This window comes from Gemmatimonadales bacterium (genome assembly GCA_036265815.1).
Lineage (GTDB): Bacteria > Gemmatimonadota > Gemmatimonadetes > Gemmatimonadales > GWC2-71-9 > CAVVWJ01.
Genome location: DATAOI010000098.1, coordinates 1 through 16,985, shown reverse-complemented (window position 1 = coordinate 16,985; position 16,985 = coordinate 1). Strand labels below are relative to the sequence as shown.

The window sequence follows — 16,985 nt, the reverse complement described above, 5'->3', positions numbered from 1 at the left end:
GACTGCCACGGACTGGGACCTAGGGTCGCGCATGCCCTGGTCGAGAGCTTCACTGACGAGCGGGCGGACGGGAGCCGGGCATTCTCGGTCGCGAGGGTCGGCGGGGCGTATGCCGGGGGTATGGCGAGCCTGGCCTGGGAGCCCCATCGCAGCGCTGGTGACGCCGCGGTCGGTGCGACGCTGTCGCTGGGCGTCTCGGCGCTGTTCAACGTGGCCCGGGAGCTCACCGGGCTGGGGCGGCCCGCGAGCACGGAGTCACCCTGAACAAGCGACTACTGACCTTATGGTGGCGATGACGGCTGCGTAGAAGACGGGAGCGCGCCTTGTGTCTCAGCCTTCTGCTCCGCCGCGGGAACCTGTTTTTCGGGGCGGACGTCGTACTCGGGATGCGGGACGCCCATCAGGTATTTGTCGAACCAGCCGACGATATGCTGCAACCGCTCGATCCGGTGCCACGGCTCTCCGGAGCGCGACAGCTCGTGCGTCTCCCGCGGGAAGATCACCATCGCGGTCGGTCGCTTGAGGAACTTGAGGGCGCGGAAGAGCTGCATGCCTCCGGCTTCGGCAGGGGTGCGGGAATCCTCCTCTCCCAGCACGAACATCACCGGCGTCTTGATGTTCCGCACGAAGGTAATGGCTGACCGGTTGGCGTATTCCTCAGGGTCCTGGAATGGCGGCGCCTTGAACCAGTTCGGATGGAAGAGGGTAAAGTCGGCGGTGTACCACCAGTCCGACCAGCTCGCGATGTCCCGCTGCGACACGGCGGCGGCGAAGCGGTCGGTGTGGGTGATGGTCCAGTTGGTGAGCACGCCCCCGCCGCTTCCGCCGGTCACGCCGAGCTTCTTGGGGTCGAGATAGCCGCGCCTGAGCAGCTCGTCGACGCCGGCCATGAGATCGCGGTAATCGTCGCCGGGATATTTGTACTGGATGATGTTGCCGAACTCCTGCCCGTAGCCGGTGGATCCGCGGGGATTGACATAGAGCACGACGTAGCCCTTCGCGGCCATCCACTGGAATTCGTGGTCGAATACCCAACCGTAGGCGGCGTGCGGCCCGCCGTGGATGTTGAGGATGAGCGGGTACTTCTTCTTGGGATCGAAGTCGGGCGGCCTCTGAATCCAGGCCTGCATGCGCTTGCCGTCGAAGCTGGTGTAGGTGAGCTCTTCCGGCGGGGTGAGGTTCAACTGCGACCAGAGCTTGTGGTTGAAGTCGGAGATGCGTCGTTGCTCGCCATCGGTCCCGACAGTAAACAGATCGCCGATCTGCACCGGGGTGGAGACCAGGGCGACCGTGACTCGCGACTGCGGTGAGACGGAGAAGTCGAGGACAGCCTGATCGCCGCGGGTAATGTCAGCGACCGCGCCGGATTGTGCGTCCACCCGGACGAGAGCCGTGTGGCCCTGCCGGTTCACGATGTCGAACAGCGCGTTGCCGTCGCCAGACCAGTAGAGACCGCGAGCGCCGCCGCCACGGGGAGCCGCGTTGTCGCCGCCCACCGATGAGCCCATATCGAAATCATAGCTGGCGGTGAGATTCCGTGGCTGCGCGTTGGGGGCGAGGTCCATCACCCACGTATCCGGCTCCGAGTAGGAGCGGATGGGATGCGTGACCGAGCCGTGGAACGCGAGGCGGCGACCGTTAGGGCTGAGCGCGATGTCACCGATGGCCATCGGAATCGTGGTGAGCTTCTGCAGTTCGCCGCCGGATGAAGGGACGGAGTAGATGTCGGTGGTGGGCAGCTCGTAGTAGGGCTCGTCGATACGCGCGGTGGTGAAGTAGATGCGCGCGCCGTCGGGCGTCCACAGCGGATCGGACTCGTCGAAGCTGCCGCTGGTGAGCCGTGTCGGCTTCGTCAGCTCGTCCGACGTGGTGGGCACGTCGAGCACCCAGATGTGAGCGTGGCGCTTGGGATCGGCATACCCCTGATCGTTGTCGCGGTAGATCGCGCGCGTGATGAGGTGGACATCCGACTCATGCTCGCTCTCCGGTTCGCGCTGATCGGGCTTGGCGGTGTTCTCGGTGGTATCGGCTGTCGTCTGATTGTTTCCCTCTTCGTCTGTGCGGCTCTTCTTGCGGGCCCCCTTTTCGATGTCCTCGGAAAGTGTGGTACTGAGGAACGCGATACGCCGTCCGTCGGGCGACCAGACGGGATGACCTGCGCCTTTGGGCAGGTCGGTGATGGTCCAGGCCTCGCCGCCACGAAGTGACAGGACGGCGATCTGTGGTGGACGCGGCTTGCCGTCCTCATCCTTGTCGCCGCCGCGGACGAAGGCGATCCGACTTCCATCGGCCGACCAGCGTGGACCCGCGTCGTGCTTGCCGTTGGTCATGCGCACGGGGGGTTCGTTGCCGGTCGTGGCTACGGTCCAGATGGAGGTCTCGTAGCCGGTGCGCTTGTCGTCCACGACCACCCGGGTGAAGGCCACGCGGGAGCCGTCGGGTGAGAGGTGCGGATCGGCGACCCAGGTGAAGTTGAAGAGATCGCGCTCGGTGATGGGGCGCTTGGCTTGGGGCCAGGCGGGCTGGGATGAGCAGAGCAACGTGGCGGCGAGCAGAATGGTGCAGGGGTGGCGCATGCTGTCCTCGGAAGGTATGGCCGGCGCACGGCCGCTGTGCGGGGCTGCTTATCCTGCGGTACACAATAGTATATCTCGGCCAACTCGGGTCCGGGATGTGCCGGGCGGCAGTTCGTGACGCTGCATCAGATGGCGACGGCGGTCGGGAGGGTTGTGGCCGGGTGGGTTACGAGAGGATATCCCAAGAGCACCATCTGTCGGTTCTGCGCTACCGTGGTGCTAACGCTCGCGCGGCAGCCAGAGGAAGCGGCGCAGCAGTTTGATTGGCTGGAGCGGCAGCCGGCGGAGGGTCACTGGTCTAGCACACACCGGTTCAAGCTGCCAGGACCACTTCCACGACTGGATGCGACCCTCGCAGACCCATCAGCATCGCCTTTGCCGTAGCAGAGTATTCGGCGTGAGCCGAGATTCGCTCTACCAAGTGACGCACAGCGTCTTCGAAGGCCTCTCGACCGGTTCCATCGCCAGTGTCATACTTCTGGAAGTAGCGATCAGCTTCCTCGACCGAACGACGAATATCAGCACACAAGATCTTCCGCTGCTCTACAACATCGGTATGGTTGAGGTGGTACAGCTTTATGGACGTAGTGGCACGCTTGTAGGGATAGCCGTTGGTGTTGTTGCGGCAGGCCGGGCTCGGCGTGGCCTGCCCCGTCTCATCAAACCACAAGAACCCTGGGTCCGCCGGAACTGTTGGGTCTAGAAGCAACGGCTCCTCGTTTGCAAGCGGATCGGCAGGCGCCCTGGCTCTCCCCGCCTCATCTTTCAGTGGGAAATGATCCGCCTTGCCACCTCCCTGTCCCGCCGCCTGATCAACTCGACGAGAATTGCAGAACGTGCAACAGAATCGATAGTTTTTCCATTTGAACGCAAGCCACCAATACCCCTCGTGATCTGGACACTCAGCTACAGCGCACTTTGGTCTAAAGTGATCCACCGCGTTGTCAGATCGGATGTCTATTGACTCACAGTACCAGCACTTGTCATGCGACGCGCGCTTAAGAGCGGCTTTCGTATCCTTCCAGAGCTGGCTTCGCGCGTTAACCTCCGCCGCCCTATTCTGTGGGCTCGCGGCAGCCACTGCCGCCGCTGCCTGTTGTGCCTCCTGCTCCCAACTATTCGGCAAGTCCTGGCTGACGGTTGCGAGATGGATAAGCCTCACCGGTCCTGCACCGTGTTCTGCGTCAGGCGATCGAGGACTTCTTTGGCCAGTTGCTTCTGCCGCTTCTGTTGCTCTTTGGTTAGTACAGGAACCTGCAGGCCCTCGGCCCTCTCCCGTTCTGCCATCGCCTCGGCGAACTGCTTGTACATGGGATCACGCACGGTGGTTGTGAAGTCCAGACCGCGCAATAGCTCATCCAACTCTCGCAGTCTGGTTCGCTCTTCTTCACTTAGGGTTGTCTTCGCCGCAAGCGCCCGCTTTTCATCCAGCAGGGTCAGCGTCTCGAGGTCGAGTTCCGACCGCAGGCCATAGATCTCGCTCGTGAGAAGGCCCGCCACGCCCATGCCCTTCGGATCCTCACCGGGGCAACTCCGCAGTGATGTGTCCCGTCTGGTCCTCGCGCCTCATGATCTGAACTTCGGACCGTGTAAGGCCAGCGATTACCAGCGGGTCATGAGTCGCCATGATGATGTGGGAGTTATGCCGCCTGCTCGACCGTTCGGGCCGGTCGCAGGCGGCCGAGTCCGGTCTTCTACCTTCCTACCCTGCCCCTCAACTCCCCCACCCAGTTCTCCGCCACCACCATCCCTCCCTGCTGCGACGCGTCCCCCTCCCGGCCGCTGCACTAACAGCCCTCCATCGGGGACGTGGGCGGCTACACTTAGCTACGGCGCATCCCGAGATCTTCAGGTAGTGGTCCCCCGCTCCTTCGCTCGATCTCACGCTGCAGCAGCAGGCGCGCCTTCCGCCAGTCGCTCTGGACGGTGCGGTCCGTCACCCCGCGCAGGCGGGCGATGTCCACCAGCGAGAATCCGCAGAAGAAGTGCAGGTCCACCACATTGGCGAGTCTTGCGTCCACGTGCTCCAGCGTTTCCAGCGCGTTGCTCAGCCGCTCGAGCGGCTCCGGTTCCGGCACCGCGGCGCCGAGCGCATCTTCGGCGAGCGTGGTGAGCTGGAATTCGCCGCCGCGCTTCACGGCGCGTCGCCGGCGGACGTAGTCGATGAGGAGCCCGCGCATCACCCGGCTCGCGTACGCCAGGAAGCGCTCCTTATCCGGAAAGCGAACGCCGTCGCGCGCGGCGATATCGAGATAGGCCTCGTGCAGCAGGGTGGTGGGGCTCAGCGTCAGGTCGCGGCCGCCACGGTTGAGCTCGCGCTCGGCGATGGCGTGGAGCTCTCGGTAGAGCCTCGCGAACAGCTCGCCGGCCTTGGCCGCGTCGCCGGCATCTGCGGCGAGGATCAGCTCGCCGATCAATGCGCCGGAACGCTATCGGGGCGCTGGAGAGACCGGCGGTACTCTTGTGCCCGCTCCGGCTTGCCCCACGCCTCGTAGAGGTGCACCAGCTTGCCCACATCCCGCTGTGTCCTCGGATTGCTTATGCCCCACTGGCGGCTCGAGGCCTCGAACACGTCGAGCAGGATACGCTCCGCATCGGCGTAGTCCCGCTGGCCTATCAGGATCTCGGCGAGCTGATTGCGTACGCCCCCGTACATATAGCGGTGGTCGACACCGTAGATCCGCTCGTCGATGGCCAGCGCGCGGTGGATGTCGGCGGTGGCGCGGGCGGTGTCGCCACGCTGGAGCTCGATCTCCGCCAGCCCGAAGAGGGCTTCGCTCGTCAGACTGTGACCCCCGGGGTTGAGCCGCTCTCCGCTGGCGATCGCCTCCCGGTACAGCGACTCGGCCGGCGCGAGATCGCCCCTATGCTGCAGCAGATCCGCCAGGTGCATCACGTTGATCATCACCTCGGGATGGTCGCCCCCCACGGCCCTCCGTTCGACGACGATGCCGTCGCGCAGATAGCGCTCGGCCCCGGGCTTTCCTTCGAGCCTCAACACCTCACCCAGCTCGGCGCTCAGCTCGCCGACCTCTGGGTGATCGGGACCGAGGCGGTCACGGTTGAGTCCGAGCGCCTGAGTGTAGAGCGATTCGGCGCCCTGCATGTCGGCCTCGATGAATCGTTGCCGGCCCAGCCGGCGCAACGCACGGGCAAGATCCAGCCGCTCATCCTCCGGGCTACCTCGCAGGATCCCGATCGCCTCGACGAGGAGGGACTCCGCCTCCGCCTCGTGACCCGACGATGCCAGGCTGGGTGCCGCGAGCGTCATCAGCGATCCCAGCGCGGGATCGTCATGCGCCAGTACCCGACGGCCGGTGCTCAGCGCCGCCCGCGCGAGCGAATCGCTCCTCGAGCGGCCGCCGTTCTGCTCGTTGATCAGGTCGGCGAGCATGGCCTGGTCCTCGGCGAGCCCGCGTCCGTTGTCCCCGGCTCGCAGGCGGAGTGCAATCGCGGAGTCGAGAACGCTCCCGGCCAGTGTGTACAACCCCAACCCCTCGTAGGAGCGTCCGATCACCGCCAGCAAGTCGGCCTCGAGGATCGGCTGCGCGCGCAGCTCGCTCCGGATTCGCACCACCGCGCTGTCGAGCACCTGGCGGACGGTCACCCCGGCGCCCTGACCCCGAAACGGGTCGGGCGAGCGCAGCAGCTCTGTCACGAACGCCGAGACCTGCTCGGCCCGGTCGCGCTCGGCCGCTGTCCGGGCGGACTGGACCGTCATGAGACCACCGAAGACCGTGAGCAGGAGCACGAGTCCGACCACGACTGCCACGCCGAGCGTGTGCCGCCGGAGAAACTTCGCCGCGCGATAACTCCACCGGTCGGCCTGGGCCTCGACCGGCAGGCCGTCGAGATGCCGGCGCAGATCCGCGGCCAGCGTCTCCACGCTGGGATAGCGGCGCTCCGGCTCCTTCCTGAGCGCCATCAGCACGATCACGTCGAGGTCGCCGCGGAGCCGTCGGCGGAGTCGCTCGCCGTCTGCGGCCACCGACGGCGGCTCGGGCGCCATCTCGAGCACGGCCTCTTCGATGTCGTGGTCGTGCCGGGTCTGCAGGCGGTAGGGCAGGCGGCCGCTGAGGAGCGAGTAGAGCATGACGCCGAGCGAGTACACGTCGCTCGCCACCGTGACCGGCTCGCCGCGCACCTGCTCGGGGCTCGCGTACTCCGGGGTCAGCGCCCGGCGGCCGACCTGCGTGAGCGTGGCTGCCGTCGCGTCCCCTTCCGCGAGCAGTTTCGCGATCCCGAAGTCGAGCAGCTTGACCCCGCCCTCGGACGTGACGAGCACGTTCGACGGCTTGAGGTCCCGGTGGACCACCAGGTTCCGGTGTGCGTACTGGACCGCGTCGCACACGGCCAGGAACAGCCGAAGACGGTCGTCCACGCCCAGACCCAGCCGGTCGCAGTAGCGGTCGATCGGCTCGCCCTCGACGTACTCCATGGCGAACCACGGGAGACCGTCGCCGGTGACGCCGCCGTCGAGCAGCTTCGCGATGTGGGGATGGTCCAGCGTGGCGAGGATCTGACGCTCTTCCAGGAAGCGGCGAACCAGGTGGGGATCGTCCATGCCGCGCCGCAGGAGCTTGAGGGCGACACGCTTCCGATACTGGTCGTCGGCGCGCTCGCCCAGATACACCACGCCCATCCCGCCGCGGCCGGCCTCTCGAAGGACCCGGTACGGACCGAGGCGCGTGCCTTCCAGGTGGGGCGCCGCCTCGGTCTCCGCCAGCCGTGCCAATGCGTACACCGCGTCGGGGGCCCCGCTGGGCAGCACGGCCTGGGCATCGGCGAATACCGCCACGAGCCGCTCCACCACCGCCTGCAGCTCGCCGTCGCCCGCGCACTGCTCGGTCAGCCAGGCGGTTCGGGCGACGGGCTCGAGCTCCAGGGCACCATCGAGGAGCGGCTGGATGGTGTGCCAGCGTTCCCGGGTGACGGACTCCGGCATGGCCCCTTTGGCGCTGTGCTGCTGTTGTGTTGATCGTGGGTCGAGACTGTCAGGAGGGAAGATGCCGCTCGGCGGGGGGAATCGCAATCCGTGCGAAAACCTGCGCGCGGCGCCGTGTCCTGGCGCCGCGCCTCCATCGGCTTAGGGCTTCGCCAGGGCCTGCTCGAGTGTCTGCGGCGGCGCTGGGAGCTGGCCGCGAGACCAGCCCCAGCTCATGCCGAGGGTCGATGCTAAAACTCGATCCGGACGATCTCCCCCGCTCCGGCTGGCGCACCGAATCCGAAGTTCGAGACGTAAAGCGCCCTATCCGGGCCGAACGTCATGGCGGTCGGGAACGAGAGTCCGGTTGCGATCACGGCCTGACCCCCATCGGGGTCGATCCGAACGACCCGGCCGCTTCCGATGTCGGCGGGCCCCGGGAAGCCGGGCGCCGTCATCGACTCGAGGGCGTACATGCGGTCGCGCGCGTCGAAGGCCAGCCCGAGCACGGTGGTGAGCCCATCGGCCCAGGTAGTGAGCGTGCCGGCGGGAGTCACCTTCCTGATCTGCTCCGTGCCTGGTGTCACGGGGAACGGGCCGAGGTTACCGAGGTAGAAGTTGCCGTGATAAGCGATTGCGGTCGGGCCCCACCATGGCTCTGAAGACATGTCCACCAATCGGCTGATCCCACCGCTCGTGGTGATGCGGTCGACCTCGCCGTGGTTCGGCTCCACCGCATAGATGTCGCCGCGCACCACAACCATGCTGTACCAGGTGCCGTCGGGCTCGAAATCGCCCGGGTCGGGATTCGCGACCGGATGCGCCCGCTGGAAGGCGCTCAGGTTCACAATGGGCGTCGTCGAACCGTTCGCATTCACGCGCAACAGCTCGTTGTCCGTTCCGATGAGGCCGTGGGAGCAGCCCGCGCCGGCTTCGATCGCGTACAGCTGACCACCCACGAACTTGACGTCGGATACGCCGCTCACGAGCGATCCTGACTCCGGCGAGGTCTGGCTGGACGGCAGCCCATTAGCCACGGTGGTACGGACCCCGTGTACATCGATCTTCGAGATTCGCGAGGTGAAGCCGCCGCTGTACGGACCGACCTCGCCCACTTGCGTACACTGCTCGGGCGTCGTGGTCAGGTCTCCTCCCAGGCCACCCTCCGCCACATAGAGGTAGCCGTCGGGTCCGAATGTCAGCCCGCGCGGGCTGTTCAACCCCCTCGCGAAAGTGGTCATGATGGGGGCGGCTGAACGCCGGGCCTCAGCGTCCGGAGGCGCGGCGGGGATCGAGCTGACTTCGACGGGTGTGGAGGAATCGCATCCTGCGAGACCGAGCGCCGCGACCAGCAGGGGGAGCGCGAAAGAACGTACCATGAGTATCTCCTGAGGGGGCTATCAGGAGATCGGAAAACGCCTCCTCAAACCCGAAATCGGGCCCGAGCCCGGAGCGCCGGTAGTCTCTCACGGTACGATACGGATCAATCCTGCGCCTGCATTCGTCCCGTCCTGGCAAATCCCGCGGCGACCGTTCAGAAGAGCCCGGCACGTCAGTGGTCGACTTTTTCGATCATTCCTGATGGCGGCGCGATCCCAAGGCTGGTGGAGTTCCTCGAGAAGTAGCCCGGCGGCGAACGGTCCGGATGTAACGGTGGAGCGTCAGGTGGGTTGTGACAGCCGCTCGAACCGTGGGTTGCCTTTGAGCGGTGAGAACTCGGGATCGATCCGGAGCCAGGCGGGCGAGAGATAGTAGGGAACGGCCATCAGCTTCTCGAGCTGATCGAGCGCCTTCTCTGGCTGGCCGGTGTGCAGGTAGATCCGCGTGAGCTGGTGCACGTAGTACGGACCGGTCTCCCCGTCCTTCTCGATCGGCACCATGGCCACCCCGCGCTGCCCCTCGGCGACTGCCTCGTCGCGCTTGCCGGCATAGGCCGCCGACCGCTCCGCCTCGCGTGCACTCATCGTCCGCTCCACGCTCGCCTCGTAGTCTCAGAAGGCTGTCGGCGTAGGGGACATTTCTGCTGGCGTACAGAGGGGACAGTATCAGTGGCGCTCAACAGGGTGGGCCGCGGGGCGCGTACCTCCGCCGACGTCTGGCCATTGCGGAATCTGACAAACTCGCTCGACGACTAACGCTCCGGCCCGCGCCTCGCCCCGGCGATCTGATCGGGCACCCGCTTGGGTAACGCGCCGGACTCGATGGCAATCGCCCTCATGGCCTCCAGCCATGCCACCCGTTCCTCGACGCTGAGCGCCAGCGTCGTCCGCAGCAACGCCTCGCGGTCCGGAGGCAGCCGGCTGGCCGGGCTCATCCGCCCTCGGCGCGCAGACGCTTGATTTCGATCAGTGATTCCACGTCGCTGAGATCCTCCGGGCGGCCGGCCTGACGCTTCAGGGTGATCAGATCATCGATCGAGGCGACGCGCACCGGCACCCCGCGCAGACTCATCACCACCGAGCGGGCCCACAGCTCGTCGAACGGCCGAGCCGGCCCGAGGTCTCGACTGCTCGAGTGGGCTACTACGGCGTGGGCTGGGGCGGGGGCCTAAGATGGCCTGATGCCGGCGATCGAGCCGCCCATCGAGCGTGCCGCGGGCATCGAGGTGCTGGAGGAGATCAATCGGAGCCGGATCGCTGAATGAGGCTGCGGCCTACCTCCCCACCCTCCCCTTCAACTCCCCCACCTAATTCTCCGCCACCACCATCTCCCCCTGCTGCGATGCGTCCCCTTCCCGCACCATCAGAAACCGCCGATCGTCCGGCGCCACCGCGTACGACGGAAACGAGCCGAAGCGCACGAACGCCGCCGTCGAGAAGAGCACGTGCTGCTCCCCCACCGAGACCGCCGCCGCCGCCGGCCGGATCTCGGCCGCGACCATCTCGCCCCTCCCGTTGATGTAGAACAGCTCACGGCCGCTGTTGGCCCACACCGGCTCGCTGCCACCGGCGGTGGACACCTGCCACTTGGCCGTCGCGGTCTCGGGGAATGGCCGGACGTACACCTCCATCGTCCCCGATTCGTTGGACCCGTACGCCAGCCAGTGCCCGTCGGGCGAGAGCGCCGGATAGAACTCCGTGGCGCCCGTGGCGACCAGCGGCACGAGCGCGGTGTCGCCCGTCTTGAGACCCAAGAGGTGGCCGCTGCCGGCCGAATTTCCCGACGTCCGGAGCAGGAGCCAGCGGCCGTCCCGCGACGGGACGATCTGGCCGAAGTCGATCTTGGACGGGACCAGTGGGCGCGCGGCTCCCGTGCCGTCCGCGATGCGTGTAGGGCACGCCTACGCCGGAGCCACCACGGTCACTGATGTAGAACACGTCGCGCCCATCGCGCGACCAGACGGGACGGACGCTCGAGGTGTCCCCGAAGGTGATCCGGGAGAACGGACCGGTCGGGAGCTGCTTGACCCAGATATCGGTCCTGCCGCTCCGGATCAGTCCCACCGCCACCTGCTTTCCATCCGGCGACAAGGCGATGCCATCGAGGATGCCCTGCGGGTCCCACGCCGCGTCGACCGGGAGCTGCGAAGGGGGAAGGTGCCCCGTGACTTGGCCGTAACACCGCCGAGCACCGACAGCATCGCCACGTGCTCGCCGGCGCCAGGGCCCCCTTCGCTTTATTTCCCACCACCCTCCACCAACTGTCGCCCCCAATTCTCCGCCACCACCAGCTCCCCCGGCTGCCCCGCCTCGCCCTCGCGCAGCACGACGAACCGCTTGTCGTCGGGGCTCAGGGAGTACGACGGGACCGGCCCACCCTGGACGAACTGCGAGGTCGAGAAGAGGGACCGCTGCTTGCCCACCGAAAAGGTGCCCCCCGCCGGGATCTCCGCCGAGACCATGTCGCCCTTGGCGTTGATATAGAGCAGCTCCCGGCCGGTGCTCGACCAGGCCGGCTCGGCGCCGCCCGCGGTGGACACCTGCCACTTGGCCGACGCGGTCTCGGGGAACGGGCGGACGTACACCTCCGCCGTCCCCGATTCGTTCGAGGAGTAGGCCAGCCACCGGCCGTCGGGCGAGAGCGCGGGATAGAGCTCCACGGCGGGCGTGGCCACCAGCGGCACGACAGTGGTGTCGCCCACCTTGAGCCCGAGGATATCGGGGCTGCCCGTGCCCGGCGCGGTGCGGAGGATCAGCCACCGGCCGTCCCGCGAGCTGGTGACCTGTCCGACATCCAGCGAGCTCATCAACCGCGGGGAGCCGGTGCCGTCCGCACGGCGGGCGTAGATCGGGCCGGCACCGCCGCCCGAGCGGTCCGAGGCATACAGGACGTCGCGCCCGTCGGCCGACCAGGCGGGCCGGCCACTCGAGGTGTCGGAAAAGGTGATCCGCGAGAACGGGCCCGAGGGGAGCCGCTTGACCCAGATGTCCCGCCGTCCGTCGCGCGTCAGCGACACCGCCAGGGCCTTGCCGTCCGGCGACAGGCTCACCGCTCCGATGACGCCCTGCGGATCCCACCCGGAGTCCACCGGCGTCACCAGGCCCTCGCGGGTCACCCACGCCGCACGACGGGACCCGAGGGTGCCGCCGGTGGTGTAGGCCAGCGTACCGTTCCGGGCGAGCGACAGGTCGATGTTGAAGCCGGCGTTCCGCACCCCGATCCCCTCGATCAGGGCGATCGGCGCGCCGGTGATCTGGAGCTTCTTCGGGTCGAACGGGATACCGATCAGCTTCCCGTCCGAGGTAACCACCAGGAGGTGGCCCGTGGGCGAGTAGGTCGCGAAGACGCCCCGGACCAGCGACCGCGCCGGGCCGTGCGGCAGCGGCATCGCCATGATCTCGAAGTCGGCCGGACTCTGGCCCACGTGGCGGAGCCGGAAGAGGATGCCTCCGGCGCCGGGGAGGACGTGCACCCACTCAGTCGCGACCTCCTTGGCCTTGGGCTGGATCCGGTAGACCGGCTCGATCTCCCCGCCCGTGGCCCGCATCCGGCCCAGCCCCGAGTCCACCTCGAAGTAGACGTAGCCGTCGTCGCCCCAGTCGCCCGAGCTGCTGTTGATCTTGTCGCTCAGCGTGACCGTCGGCGCGCCCGCCAGCGACGCGATCCGCAGCTCGGTGCCGTTCTTGATGAACCCCACCCGGTTGCCGTCCGGCGAGAAGAACGGGTTGGAGGCGCCGTCGGTCCCGGCGATCGGCGTCGCGTCGAGCTGGTCCATGCGCCGGACCCAGAGGCGGGTGCCGCCCTCCGCGGGCCCGATGTACGCCAGCGCGCGGCCATCGGCTGAAAGGGCGATACGCGCCCCGCCGGCGGCGTTGGGCGGCTGCAGCGCCTGGTTCGGCTTGAGCGCGAGACTGAACTGGCTCAGGAGCGGCACCGGCGCCGGGCGGAGCCAGCCCCAGAGGGACGAGGCGGCGGTCGCGGCCAGCGCCAGGCACAGCACCGGCACGAGCAGGCCCGGCCGGCGGCGTCCGCCCGGGCGGCCAGCCACGGCCGACCCGTCGGGCTCGGGGGCGGGCATGACCGCAGTCGAGACGTAACTCCGGTCCTTGAGCGCCTCGGCGAACTCGGCCGCGGTTGCGAAGCGGTCGGCCGGGAGCTTCTCCAAAGCGGTGAGCACCGCCGCCTCGACATGGCGCGGGATGGTGTGCCGCTGGGGGACGAGCGGACGCGGGCTCTCGGTCACCACCCGGGCCACCACCGCCTGTGCCGTGCTCCCCGTGAACGGCGGATCGCCCGTGAGCATCTCGTACAGCACGGCACCCAGGGCATAGACGTCCGAGCGGGCGGTGATCTCCCGCTCGCCCATCGCCTGCTCGGGGCTCATGTAGTGCGGCGTGCCCAGCGACATCCCGGTCTCGGTCATCCGGGCCCCGCTCGCCTTGCTCGCCGCCAGCGCGATCCCGAAGTCCGCCACCAGCGCCTGGCCGTCGTGGATCAGGATGTTCTCCGGCTTGATGTCCCGGTGCACCACCCCGTGCCGATGGGCATAGTCCAGCGCCGAGGCCACCTCGGTCGCGATCCGGACGGCGTCGGGCACCGGGAGCTGCTTCTCCCGGGTGAGCCGGTCGCGCAGCGTCTCGCCCTGGACGAACGGCATCACGTAGAAGAGGTAGGAATCCGCCTCGCCCGAGTCGAACAGCGGCAAGATGTGCGGGTGCTGCAGGTTGGCCGTGAGCTTGATCTCGGCCAGGAAGCGCTCGGCCCCGATCACCGCGGCCAGCTCGGGCCTAAGCACCTTGAGGGCGACCTTGCGGTCGTGGCGGAGGTCCTGGGCCAGGTAGACCGTGGCCATGCCGCCGGCGCCGATCTCGCGGTCGAGCCGGTAGCGGTCCGCCAGGGCGGATTGGAGCCGGGTGAGGAGCTCGGGCATGGGAGCGCTTTGTGGAGGGTGATGGAAGATGTCGGGGCGGGGCGGGGCTGGCTAGGGTGGGGCGGAGTGTCACCGGCAAGCCCCGAGCGCCAGCGGAGATACATTGGTAGGGATACGGAGGATCAGTTGTCATTTCTAGGGTTCGGCCGACGCAAGGACCCCGGCCTCGAACGGCAGAGGCAGGCCCTCCAGGTCCTGACGCCCGCCTTCAAGGACATTGAAGAGCGGCTCGCCGGCCTGGCGGACCTTCGCGTCTCATTCGCCGAGGTCTGGACGGACGTCGCTGAGATCAACGAGGTCCAGGCCAAGGTACCAGCGATGCGAGAGCTGCTCGGGTTGATGCAGCAGCGCGCCGATCACGCGACCCGGGAGCTGCCCAAGTTCGACGACTCGGTCAAACTGCTGGCGGGCGAGATCGCGTACGCCGACCGGCTGCTGCAGGACCTCGTTGCTACCTTGATGACGAAACAGGCGATGGTCAAGTCCGGGATAAAGCCATCGTGAGAAGCGCTCCTTGCCGGCACCGTACGATACAGCTATTTTCCACGGCCCATACAGCCTGAGGAGTCCCCGTGCCGCGGCGTGCTGCGCCACCCGTTCCCCGACGGTCCACCGGCCGAAAGAAGACGCTGCTCCTGAACCAGGAGCTGCTCGATCGCGCCCGGCGGGCGCTCGGCGCCCGCACGGAAACGGACACCGTGACGCAAGCCCTCGAGACCGTGGTGCAACGGGGCGAGCAGATCGCGGGCCTCCGCCGCCTGGCCTCCCTGGGTCCCGTCGACCCCGCACGCATCGCGGATTGACCGCAGTGCCCGACCTGTTCGTCGCCGACACCAACATCTACGTCGGCGCGGCCAACGATCCGGCATTCCGCGAGCAGTTCGAGACGTTCATCCTGGCGCACGGGCCGCTGCTCGTAAGCGCGGTCGTGGTCGCGGAAGTGCTCATCGGCATTCCCGATGCCGCCCAGCACACCGCAGCCGCCGGCGCGGTGACGGCGGGCGCCACCGCGCTGGTGCCGTCGGATGCCGATTGGATCGCCGCGGCGGGGACCGTATCCCGCCTCGGCGGCGAGCGCGTCACCAAGAGCCGGTCGTTCTGGAACGACGCCCTGCTCGCCGCGCAGTGCGCGCGCCTCGGAGCCACCCTGGTCACGGGCAACGCTCCGGATTTTCGGCGCCTTGGGCGGCACCTCGCGCTGCGGGCGATGGCGCCGTTCCCCCGCTGAGGGGCAGACTCCGCCAAGCCATGCCCATGCCCGCCCGTCACGCCGTCACCCTCGCTCTGGCAACGCTCGCCCTGGGCGCCGGGCCGCGCTCGCCGGCCACACGCGATGCCCCGGGTGCGGTCGAGCGCATCGTGGCCAACCCGAACCGGATCCCCGCCGGCCGGCTGCGCCACGGCGTCCTCACCCTCAACCTCGAGCTCCGCACCGGCATGTTCCGCCCCCACGCCGCCGACGGCCCCGGCGTCGAGGTCCAGGCGTTCGCCGAGGCCGGACGGCCGCTGCAGATCCCCGGCCCCCTCATCCGGGTGCCCGAGGGCACCGTCATCCGCGCTACCATCCGGAACCGCCTGCGCGATTCGACCCTCGTGTTGCACGGCTTCGCCGCCCGTCCCGGCGCATCTGACGACAGCATTCGCGTGCCGCCCGGCGCCACGCGGACCGTCCGATTCGAGGCGGGCCGGGCCGGCACCTACTACTACTGGGGCACCACCACCGGCAAGGCCATGAAGGACGACCGGTGGATCGACAGCCAGCTCTCGGGCGGCTTCATCGTCGACTCCGCCGGCGTCACGCCGCCACAGGACGAGCGCGTCTTCATCATGGGACTCTGGCTCAAGCCCGCCGACACCTTGGCGCACGACCCAGGTGGCGAGTTCATGGTGATCAACGGGAAGTCCTGGCCCGACACCGAACGCCTCGACTACACCGTGGGCGACAGCGTGCACTGGCGCTGGCTCAACCCGACCTCGAGCTCACACCCCATGCACCTGCACGGCTTCTACTTCGAGGTCGACAGCCGGGGGAGCTGGGCCGGCGACACGGTCTACCCGCCCGACCAGCGCCGCATGGCGGTCACCGAGCTCATGCCACCCGGCGCCACCATGACCGTGCGATGGTCACCGGTGCGGCCGGGAAACTGGCTCTTTCATTGCCACTTCGCGTTTCACATCTCGAGCGAGCAGCTGCTCTCGGCGCCGCCGGACACCGCGGGCGCGCACTCCGGCGGTCACGCCATGCACCGGATGGCCGGCCTGGTGCTCGGCCTGCACGTGTCCCCGCGCGCGACCGGAAGCGCCACGGCACCGTCCGTCGCCATGGCGCCCAGGCAACTCCGGCTGCTGGTCCAGCCGGCGCCCGCGCCCGCCGACTCGGCGCATCTCATGGGGTACGTCCTGCAGGAGGGGAATGCGGAGCCGGCGCCGGACTCCGCTCCCATCCCCGGACCGACGCTGGTGCTCGAGCGCGGCCGCCCCGCGCGCATCAGGGTGGTCAACCGGCTGGCCGAGCCGACGGCGGTGCACTGGCACGGGATCGAGCTGGAGAGCTACTCCGACGGCGTGCCGGCGTGGAGCGGGACGGCCGACCGCCTGTTCCAGCCGATCGCGCCGGGCGACTCGTTCGCCGCCGAGTTCACGCCGCCGAGGTCGGGGACGTTCATCTACCATGCGCACTCGAACGAGCTGACCCAGATCCAGGGCGGCCTCTACGGCGCGCTGATCGTGGTGGATCCCGGCACCACCTACGACACGGCGAGCAACCGGCTGGTGCTGGTCGGCGGCCTGGCGCGGCACGACAGCGCATTCGGCGTGGCGAACGGACGGCTCGACCCGGCACCGATCGACATCCGCGCCGGCCGCACCTATCGCTTCCGGCTGATCAACATGGGCGACGCGCGGACCTACTTCGCCCTGCGCCGTCCCCTGCCCGACTCGTCGATCGTAGCGTGGCGCGCCGTGGCCAAGGACGGCGCCGACCTGCCGCCCTCGCAGGCCGTGGTGCGCACCGAACGGCTGCTGACGGGGCCGGGAGAGACCGCGGACTTCGAGGTGAGAGCGGATGAGCCTGGGGACTTGAGGCTCGAGCTCGATGCGCCGTTCGCGGGGTGGCGGCTCGAGGTGCCGGTTCGGGTGCGCTAGCCCGGGTCGAGATCAGGGCGCCGGGCAAGCG

Annotated in this window: 16 protein-coding genes; 5 read left to right on the top strand and 11 right to left on the bottom strand. The window is 68.2% G+C overall.

The window, feature by feature from the left end:
• The coding region (locus VHR41_19165; GenBank protein HEX3236319.1) for a hypothetical protein at positions 1-264 on the top strand (264 nt) is incomplete at its 5' end.
• A gap of 17 nt (positions 265-281) precedes the next feature.
• Here the strand turns inward: VHR41_19165 and VHR41_19160 are convergent.
• The 11 genes from VHR41_19160 to VHR41_19110 form a co-directional block, all read right to left on the bottom strand.
• Positions 282-2,576, bottom strand: coding sequence for a S9 family peptidase (locus VHR41_19160; GenBank protein HEX3236318.1), 2,295 nt, complete (start codon positions 2,574-2,576; stop codon positions 282-284).
• Positions 2,577-2,889: 313 nt separating this feature from the next.
• The gene (locus tag VHR41_19155; protein ID HEX3236317.1) at positions 2,890-3,246 is read right to left on the bottom strand and encodes a hypothetical protein; all 357 of its coding nucleotides are present in this window, start codon (positions 3,244-3,246) and stop codon (positions 2,890-2,892) included.
• Between the two features lie 488 nt (positions 3,247-3,734).
• Positions 3,735-4,082, bottom strand: coding sequence for a hypothetical protein (locus VHR41_19150; GenBank protein ID HEX3236316.1), 348 nt, complete (start codon positions 4,080-4,082; stop codon positions 3,735-3,737).
• Positions 4,083-4,399: 317 nt separating this feature from the next.
• The gene (locus VHR41_19145; protein ID HEX3236315.1) at positions 4,400-4,993 is read right to left on the bottom strand and encodes an ECF-type sigma factor; all 594 of its coding nucleotides are present in this window, start codon (positions 4,991-4,993) and stop codon (positions 4,400-4,402) included.
• Positions 4,990-7,521 (bottom strand): serine/threonine-protein kinase, encoded by a 2,532-nt coding sequence (locus VHR41_19140; protein HEX3236314.1) that lies wholly within the window; start codon positions 7,519-7,521, stop codon positions 4,990-4,992. Before VHR41_19140 ends, VHR41_19145 begins: the two co-directional genes overlap by 4 nt.
• A gap of 230 nt (positions 7,522-7,751) precedes the next feature.
• The gene (locus VHR41_19135; GenBank protein HEX3236313.1) at positions 7,752-8,879 is read right to left on the bottom strand and encodes a ScyD/ScyE family protein; all 1,128 of its coding nucleotides are present in this window, start codon (positions 8,877-8,879) and stop codon (positions 7,752-7,754) included.
• 282 nt (positions 8,880-9,161) lie between these two features.
• A complete protein-coding gene (locus VHR41_19130; GenBank protein HEX3236312.1) occupies positions 9,162-9,464 on the bottom strand; it encodes a hypothetical protein in 303 nt (100 codons plus the stop codon).
• Between the two features lie 167 nt (positions 9,465-9,631).
• On the bottom strand, positions 9,632-9,814 hold the full coding sequence (locus VHR41_19125) for a hypothetical protein (GenBank protein ID HEX3236311.1): 183 nt from the start codon (positions 9,812-9,814) through the stop codon (positions 9,632-9,634).
• The gene (locus tag VHR41_19120; GenBank protein ID HEX3236310.1) at positions 9,811-9,951 is read right to left on the bottom strand and encodes a hypothetical protein; all 141 of its coding nucleotides are present in this window, start codon (positions 9,949-9,951) and stop codon (positions 9,811-9,813) included. Before VHR41_19120 ends, VHR41_19125 begins: the two co-directional genes overlap by 4 nt.
• A gap of 235 nt (positions 9,952-10,186) precedes the next feature.
• On the bottom strand, positions 10,187-10,633 hold the full coding sequence (locus tag VHR41_19115) for a hypothetical protein (GenBank protein HEX3236309.1): 447 nt from the start codon (positions 10,631-10,633) through the stop codon (positions 10,187-10,189).
• A gap of 483 nt (positions 10,634-11,116) precedes the next feature.
• Positions 11,117-13,810, bottom strand: a complete 2,694-nt coding sequence (locus VHR41_19110; protein ID HEX3236308.1) for a protein kinase — start codon at positions 13,808-13,810, stop codon at positions 11,117-11,119.
• A gap of 126 nt (positions 13,811-13,936) precedes the next feature.
• Between VHR41_19110 and VHR41_19105 the strand changes: the two genes are divergently transcribed.
• The 4 genes from VHR41_19105 (at position 13,937) to VHR41_19090 (ending at position 16,954) form a co-directional block, all read left to right on the top strand.
• On the top strand, positions 13,937-14,314 hold the full coding sequence (locus tag VHR41_19105) for a hypothetical protein (GenBank protein HEX3236307.1): 378 nt from the start codon (positions 13,937-13,939) through the stop codon (positions 14,312-14,314).
• 68 nt (positions 14,315-14,382) lie between these two features.
• On the top strand, positions 14,383-14,613 hold the full coding sequence (locus tag VHR41_19100) for a type II toxin-antitoxin system VapB family antitoxin (protein ID HEX3236306.1): 231 nt from the start codon (positions 14,383-14,385) through the stop codon (positions 14,611-14,613).
• Between the two features lie 5 nt (positions 14,614-14,618).
• Positions 14,619-15,038, top strand: a complete 420-nt coding sequence (locus tag VHR41_19095) for a PIN domain-containing protein (protein HEX3236305.1) — start codon at positions 14,619-14,621, stop codon at positions 15,036-15,038.
• A 20-nt stretch (positions 15,039-15,058) separates the two neighbouring features.
• A complete protein-coding gene (locus VHR41_19090; GenBank protein ID HEX3236304.1) occupies positions 15,059-16,954 on the top strand; it encodes a multicopper oxidase domain-containing protein in 1,896 nt (631 codons plus the stop codon).
• Positions 16,955-16,985 lie beyond the last annotated feature (31 nt).